This window comes from Pseudomonas sp. G5(2012) (genome assembly GCF_000408945.1).
In the GTDB taxonomy this organism is placed as follows: domain Bacteria; phylum Pseudomonadota; class Gammaproteobacteria; order Pseudomonadales; family Pseudomonadaceae; genus Aquipseudomonas; species Aquipseudomonas umsongensis.
This window is the reverse complement of sequence record NZ_APIO01000183.1, coordinates 1-7,421: the sequence shown is the minus strand read 5'-3', so window position 1 is coordinate 7,421 and position 7,421 is coordinate 1. Positions and strand designations below refer to the sequence as shown.

Genomic DNA, 7,421 nt, shown 5'->3' with positions numbered 1-7,421 from the left:
GTACACCGGCGAACAACAAGTTGCGCATGGAAGACCTGCGAGGACAGGAGCACGTCAAGCTCAGCACCGAATATGGCGGCAAGAGTCAGCTGAACCTGGGGCATCTGGTGGATGCGAAGAAGCAGAAGCGCGGGGAAGGGTTTGAGCTGAGGACGGATGGCCATGGCGCCATCCGTGGCGGTAAGGGTGTGTTCATCAGTGCCGATGAGCAACCGAACGCCCAGGGTCAGGTACTGGACATGCAAGCCGCGCTGGGCCGCTTGCAACAGGCCGTCGAGCAGTTGCAAGGCCTGTCCAGCGAAGCGCAGGCAGCCCTCGCCGAACCCGCCGATGTGCAGGCGCAACTGTCAATGCAGCGCGAGCAAATCGAAGCACTCCAGGCCCAGGTGATCCTGCTCAGTGCGCCCCAAGGCATCGCCTTGACCAGTGGCCAACACCTGCAGCTGGCCGCGCAGGACAACTTGATGCTCAACGCCGGCGGCGACGCCAACCTCAGTGTGGTCAAGCGTCTGTTCTTCGGCATCGGCCAGGGTCTGAGCGTATTCGTGCGCAAGCTGGGGATCAAACTGATCGCCAATCAGGGCCCGGTCTCCGTGCAGGCGCAGAACGACCAACTCGAGCTGCTGGCCCGCCACGAACTGTCGATTACCAGCACCGAAGACGAAGTCCGCATCACGGCAAAAAAGAAAATCACCCTCAATGGCGGCGGAAGCTACTACATCCTCGATGCGAGCGGCATCGAATCGGGGACGGCCGGGGACCACAAGGCCAAGGCGGCGCGTCACGAGTTCAACCTGCCCGCCAGCGAAGCCATTCCTTTGCCTGAACTGCCCGGCTCAGTGTGCAAGGACTGCCTGAAAAGAGCCCGGGCCGCTGCCCAGGGCATTGTACTCAGGGAGACGCGAGCATGACGATCACTCAACGCGGTACCTGGATCGATTTGCTGGAGGCCTCCTGCGTGAAGGCGTCTATCACCTGCCTGGACATCATCATCGACCAGGCAGGCAGCAATGCCCCACTGCTTCCAAGTGTAGTCAGTGTGCAGCCATCACTGACTTGGTACTCGTTGTTCACCGGGCTGCCGGAAGCCGGTGCCGAAGAACTGGCGCCGTTGCTGGTGCGCGTTGACCTGGCGCAGCCGCTGCAGCGGCAATGGCTCAAGGGCTTGATGCATGAGTTACAAGGTCGCTCACAACTACTGGCGCTGGCTTCCCACTGGCCTTTCCAGGCCTTGGCCGAGCACCTGGGGCGCTGCCTTGAGGCACGCAATGGCGGCTATCCAGGGTTGCTGCGCTATTACGATCCGCGTCTGTTCCCGTTGCTGTTCAGCCATGTGTTGCAAGCTGATCAGCAACAGCCGTGGCTGCGTCCCGCGGTGTTCTGGAGCTGGCTCGATCGCGATGGTATTCCCCAGCACTTTCCAGGGGCTCCCGATACGCCCGAAAGCGTCGCCATGTTGAGTTCCATCGAGCTGAGCGACAGCCAGGTAGACACCCTTGGTTGTGCCAGTGATGCCACGTTGGCCATGAAAAGCCTGCGCCATGCACTGCCTGGCGAGCGGAGCGCCGAACAGCACTTTGAAGCCTGCTACGGCGCCATGCTCGAAGCCACCCTGGCTGGATTGCTGCTGATGCCCGAACGCGAAGCTTTCACCCTCGACAAGTTGCGCATCGCCTGAGTGCCTCGCCCCCGCAAAGACAGGAGTCGAATTTCATGCCTACACCCGCAGTGAACAACGTCATCGTTGCCATGTTCATCGATCTGACTGCCTCCGTATTCGCGCAGAACAGCCAGGCCGGCACCCTTGAGGCCATCAACCACACACACTGGGCCATCAATCATTTCAGTGTCGATGGCCGTTCGGGGATCGACATTATCGGACCTTACCAAGGTGGCGGGGGCGGGTGCTGTTATGTCGCGCCGGCACGTTGGCAACAGGGGATGACGGTGCGTGTGGATTGGGAGACTGGGGTGGCTTATCCCGATGGATTTCCCGGCTTTGCGGATGAAGTCAAATACGAGGCATGGGCGGAGCAAATCAGAGCTCAAAAACGCCAGCACAGCAAAGTCGTACCAGTCTCTGACTATACCGACCAAAAAGTCTGCGGTCTCACCGTCCATTTTTTGCCCTGCAATGAGCTGCAGGTCAGCACCTCCTGCTACGCATATGGCAGCCCTGAATACCCGATCAAGACCCCACTGCAATTGCCGGAGCCCCAGTCATGTCCGAAGTGAAACACGCTCCTCTTTGGTACCCGCCAGCGTTTCCGGCCGAGGGTCGTTTGCCTCGTAGCGTCGAGCAGGTCTATCAAAATAATCAGCGCCAGTGTCAGCTGGAGTCGGAGTACCACGATGCCTTGTGCGTGGTGGCCGGGCGCCGGCTGATGCCGCCGTGCTGCAAGACCTTGCACATCAGCCTGTTTTTCGATGGCACTGGCAATAACCTCAACAATGACCTCTACCTGTCGAATCCCCGGCACCCGACCAATATCGCCCGGATGTTCCGCGCCAGCATTGGCGACGGTCATGCCGGCGGCACCGCCCACAGTCACGAAGCCAAGGGTTTGACCGATGCGGCGGGCACTGGCAACGGCCAGTACTTCAAGTACTACATGCCCGGTGTGGGCACGCCGTTTACCGAAGTCGGCGACCTCGACTACAGCATTCTGGGACTGGGGGGAGCCTGGTATGGCGAGGAACGGATCAACTGGGGCCTGTTGATGATCCTCGATGCCGTGCGACGCACACTGCGGCTGCCACGGCTGGACAACACGGCCCTGCTCAAAGCGGTCAAGGCCATGGGCACGGCGCCCGGACTGGAATGGGCAACCGGCTTCGCCGCCCGCAGCCGTGAGTTTCGCAAACAGTTCGAAGCCCTGGAAAAGCCCTTGCGCATTGCCCTGACCCAACCGCAACCCGGTCAGGTCAAACTGTTGGGGATCAAGCTGTACGTGTATGGGTTTTCCCGTGGCGCGGCGGCGGCGCGGGCCTTTGTCAGTTGGCTGAACCAGCTGTTGACCCTGACTGAGCCGGCGCTGGCCTTGCCATTGTCTGACCTGCGGTTGCCCGTCAGCGTCGAGTACCTGGGACTGCTGGACACCGTGGCCTCGGTCGGTCTGGCCGACATCGTCCCAGGGGCTAACGGCCATATGAGTTGGGCCGATGGCAACCAGGAACTGCCCGCCAGCAGTCTGGTCAAGCGTTGCCTGCACATCGTTGCCAGTCACGAGCAACGGTTGAGTTTTCCGTTGGAGTCCATTCGCCGTGAGAAGGGTGGTTACCCGGTAAATAGTCTGGAGGTGATTTATCCGGGCGTGCACTCGGATCAGGGTGGTGGTTATCCGCCGGGCGATCAGGGTAAGGCTATTGGCGAGAATGACGGTTTACTGCTGTCGCAAATCGCTTTGCAGGATTTATATGCCGACGCCTTCGCCCACGGCGCTCCTTTGAAAGTGCCGAAAGAAACGTTGCCAGTCGAATTGCGCCATGAAGTCTGGCGGGCTATGGAATTTGCGATATTGGAGGAGTTTCGTGTTGCACCAACTCTTGTTACCCGTTTCAACGCATGGCGTCAGCTAACTCTGGACCAGCCTCCCGTACAACAATCGCTGTCCGCCGAACAGATCGAGCACTACCGGCCACTACCCGCCACCACTTACCTGGAACAGGTCCTGCGTAATCAGATGAGCTGGATCACCGCCTGGCGCATCGACCGCTATGCCTTCACCAGCCTCAAGCACACCCCATTCTATCTTCAGGCGAGCGACCTTGAAGCAGATGAAGGGGTCAAAGTGCGCGCCGAAGAAAAGCGCGACCTGAATCAGGCAGAGGTCGTAAAACGGCGCAAGCAGCAGCGGGCTCGCGAGTTTCTCATCCGCGAACCGAACATGCCGCTGGAGCCTGGGGTCAAGGATTTCGATGCCGACATGGCGCGAACCCAGTTGCGCGAAGCGGCCGAAGAATTTGCTGCCCATTATCGCGTCCTCAGCCTTACGGATCCTTTGGTGATGTGGGTCGCACTAAAGATGCCCATTCCCGGCTTGATTGCTCATCAGCTCTCCACCCGGGTGCAGCTCGAGCGTCAGCGGATGAAAGCCCAGGGACAGGCGCGTGTTGGTCAGCTATTCCCGCCGCCGTTGCGCGAAATCAATCATCAAAATGAAACCCGGCGCGGCAATGTCGACGAAAGCCGCAACGCCACGCAACCTGAAGGGCTGTTACGCGCACTGTTCGACGATCAGGTCCACGACTCACGCGCCTGGTTCTTGTACACGCGGGGACGAGAGTGGTTCGGCAGCTACTTCGGCGAACGCATGGTGTTTTTCGGCGAGGCCGGCCGTCGCGACCTGGCGTTTTATGGCGAGAATAGTGAAGTGCTGGCGCACACCAACCCGAATGCCGGGCCTGCCGGCGCCGCGCAACCCCTGGTGCTGGACGCCGAGCACCTGGCCCAGGCCATGCAAGACATCGATGCGTTGTGGGAAGCGTTCTATGCCCAGGCTGGTGAGGTGAAAAATGCATCGGCCTGAACCTTTCTTTCGAGGCGTGGCACAGGCCCCCAGGCGCGAACTCAAAGCCAGCCCATGGCGCGAAGGAACCGTTGTCGTCGGCATTCTGGTTGGCAGCCTACTTGTACAAGACGCACTGGCCGGCACTCTCCAAGCCATCAATCACACTCACTGGGCAATCAACCATTTCAGTGTCGATGGCCGTTCGGGCATCGACATCATCGGGCCTTATCAGGGGGGTGGGGGCGGCTGTTGTTATTTCGCGCCTGCACGTTGGCAACCGGGTACCACGGTGCGTATCGATTGGGAAACTGGCGTGTCTTACTCGGATGACTTTCCTGGTTTTGCCGATTGGCCCAAATATTTGGATTGGAGAAAAAAGGTGAATGCTCAAAAACGCCAACACAGCAAAGTCGTCCCTGTCCCTGACTACACCGACCAAAAAGTCTGCGGCCTAACCGTGCACTTCCTGCCCTGCGAGGAACTGCAAGTCACCACCTCCTGCTACGCCTACGGCAGCCCTGAATACCCGATCAAGACTCCGTTGCAATTGCCGGAGCCCCAGTCATGTCCGAAGTGAAACACGCTTCGCTTTGGTACCTGCCAGCGTTTCCGGTCGAGGTCCTCGTGGTGCTGGACGCTGAGCACCTCGCCCAGGCCATGCAAGACATCGATACGTTATGGAAAGCGTTTTATGCCCAGGCTGATGAGGTGAAAAATGCATCGGTCTGAACTTGTTTTTCGAGGCGTGGTACACGCCAGCAAACCAGAACTCAAGCCCAGCCCATACCGCGAACTGGCCGTCGTCCTTGGCGCTTTGATCGGCAGCCTGTTTGCACAATATGCTCAGGCCAGCACCCTTGAGGCCATCAACCACACCCATTGGGCGATCAATCACTTCCGAGTCGATGGTCGTTCGGGCCTCGACATCATCGGGCCTTATCAGGGTGGCGGCGGAGGCTGTTGCTATATCGCGCCAGCTCGTTGGCGACCGGGTATGACAGTGCGTGTGGATTGGGAAACGGGTGTAGCTTACTCCTTTGACTCTCCAGGCCTCGCCGATGAGGCCAAATACGATGCCTGGCTCGACAAAATCGACGCGCAAAAACGCCAACACAGCAAAGTCGTACCAGTCCCTGACTACACCGGCCAAAAAGTCTGCGGCCTCACCGTGCACTTCCTGCCCTGCGAAGAACTGCAAGTCACCACCTTCTGCTACGCCTACGGCAGCCCCGAATACCCGATCAAGACCCCGTTGCATTTACCGGAGCCACAGTCATGTCCGAAGTGAAATACGCCGAAGGGCGAATGGGCTGCACTGCAGCCAGCCAGTCAAGAGAACCCTGCACTAAACAAGGATCGCCGCTGCTGCGTCAGTTGCAGTGCGCCGACACGTGGGTTGCCTCATGAAAGTGGCTCCCGAGTATGCCCCCTATCCCCAGGCGCAACCCCCCAACTACAAGCGATGGCTGGTTAACGGCGCAGCATTGTTGGGTTTGGTGTTTGTTGGCGCCGATCTGTTGGAGTCGGTCAAACATGGAAGTAGTTACTGGAATATTTTGCGATTATTGCTGGACGTTTTTACCGTCTGGGGTGTGATGATTGGCGTGGCAGTGTTGTGGTTGCTGGCACTGCTGTTGCGCGTGTTGTACTACCGTTTCAACTGGCATATCGCGCGATACCATACCAATGCAGCCACGCGGGTCCAGCACACCTGGTGGACCCACCATCGGCAGAAAGTCGGGTTGATCGAATCGGTGCTGTTGGGCGCCGCCTGCAGTTCCCCCGAACACCGTCAAAGCCTGTTCAGTCCTGAGCATCAACCCCCAGTGCCAGAGGCGACGCCCGAGGGCCCGGCGATTCGACTGCTCCAGATACTTGGACGCGATGTCGCCGAGCGCGAACGGCATCTGGCGACGTTGCTGGCCCTGCAATGGAACGAGCAGCGTACGGAACCCGACGTGGTGCAGCCAGTGTGTTGTTACTGGCAAGGTTCACTGGACGCCTGGCAAGCCTTTGTCGAACAGATGAGGCAGTGCTGTCCGCAAATCCAGTTGCCCGAACAACCCGAGCCTTGGCAAGGCATGCAGAGCCTTGACGCGATCATTGATCGGCTGCACGGGGCACCCTGGGATATCCGCATTCTTTGTGCCGGTTGCCACTCTTCGCCGCCCGAGGCACAGAGTCACATGCCCGCGGGCGAGGCTGCCGTGTTGTGGTGGCTCGGTCCGCGAGGTCGGGTGCGCTTGTCTCGCGGGGAATGGTTCGCGGCTGATGCCGAGAGCTTGGCGTCGGTAGCCGAGCGAGTGTCGCAACAAAGCGAGCTGAAGTCTTCCGCGCCGGTATGCGTGTCGTTCTCTCAACCCGACATGCCGCCGCTGTCTGTCCTGGATTGGAACACCCGCCAACACCTGCAAGACGCCAACTTTGGCGCGCTGCAAAACCTTGAGGCAATGATCGTGCAGACCCTGGCTGCCTGGTATGCCGAGCAGCATGGCGTGCCGTGTGCCTGGTTGGCGAATGACCCTCAACACACCCTGGCCCTGGGCATTGTGGAATCCGATCATGCAGATAGTTGAAGCTCCAAGAATATCTTCCTGGCCGACGGCGCTGTTGCTGGCGCTGATCGTGGCTGTAGTGGTCACGGTGGGTGGCGTGGCCTGGTGGATTTGGACAGGGCGCGGCCCGGTCAGCCAAGCCATGTGGGTGGATCTGCTGCTCAAAGGACTGATGTGCTGGGCACTGCTTTTTAGCCTGGCAGTCTCGATCTGGTTGGTCCTGAAGAAAGGGATTCACAAGCTGGTGATGGGCAGTCAGCCTCTGCTGCCCTTGCCGAATACCGAGACTAGTCCACCAGACGAGTGCGCAAAGGCACTCGCAGAATTGCGCAAGCACTACGGCCCCTTCTGGCGC

Annotated in this window: 9 protein-coding genes; all 9 read left to right on the top strand. The window is 59.6% G+C overall.

The features are described 5' to 3' along the window. Positions 1-911: type VI secretion system Vgr family protein (locus tag PG5_RS32070; RefSeq protein WP_256229808.1), on the top strand; the 911-nt coding region annotated here is incomplete at its 5' end. Continuing rightward, positions 908-1,678: a DUF4123 domain-containing protein gene (locus PG5_RS32065; protein WP_020801243.1), complete on the top strand. Its 771-nt coding sequence runs from the start codon at positions 908-910 to the stop codon at positions 1,676-1,678. The genes PG5_RS32070 and PG5_RS32065, both read left to right, overlap by 4 nt. Before the next feature lie 71 nt (positions 1,679-1,749). Then, positions 1,750-2,235 carry a DUF3304 domain-containing protein gene (locus tag PG5_RS32060; protein WP_033042187.1) on the top strand — a complete coding sequence of 162 codons (486 nt, stop codon included), beginning with the start codon at positions 1,750-1,752 and terminating at the stop codon, positions 2,233-2,235. After that, complete coding sequence (locus PG5_RS32055; RefSeq protein ID WP_020801241.1) at positions 2,223-4,529, top strand: DUF2235 domain-containing protein; 2,307 nt, start codon at positions 2,223-2,225, stop codon at positions 4,527-4,529. Before PG5_RS32060 ends, PG5_RS32055 begins: the two co-directional genes overlap by 13 nt. Continuing rightward, positions 4,516-5,088, top strand: coding sequence for a DUF3304 domain-containing protein (locus PG5_RS32050; RefSeq protein ID WP_020801240.1), 573 nt, complete (start codon positions 4,516-4,518; stop codon positions 5,086-5,088). The genes PG5_RS32055 and PG5_RS32050 overlap by 14 nt, the downstream gene beginning before the upstream one ends. Continuing rightward, the gene (locus PG5_RS34380; RefSeq protein ID WP_020801239.1) at positions 5,076-5,240 is read left to right on the top strand and encodes a hypothetical protein; all 165 of its coding nucleotides are present in this window, start codon (positions 5,076-5,078) and stop codon (positions 5,238-5,240) included. The genes PG5_RS32050 and PG5_RS34380 overlap by 13 nt, the downstream gene beginning before the upstream one ends. Further along, a complete protein-coding gene (locus PG5_RS32045) occupies positions 5,227-5,799 on the top strand; it encodes a DUF3304 domain-containing protein (RefSeq protein ID WP_020801238.1) in 573 nt (190 codons plus the stop codon). Before PG5_RS34380 ends, PG5_RS32045 begins: the two co-directional genes overlap by 14 nt. A 115-nt stretch (positions 5,800-5,914) precedes the next feature. Continuing rightward, a complete protein-coding gene (locus PG5_RS32040) occupies positions 5,915-7,087 on the top strand; it encodes a hypothetical protein (protein ID WP_020801237.1) in 1,173 nt (390 codons plus the stop codon). Further along, a partial coding sequence (locus PG5_RS32035) for a hypothetical protein (RefSeq protein WP_155943764.1) occupies positions 7,074-7,421 on the top strand: 348 nt, incomplete at its 3' end. The genes PG5_RS32040 and PG5_RS32035, both read left to right, overlap by 14 nt.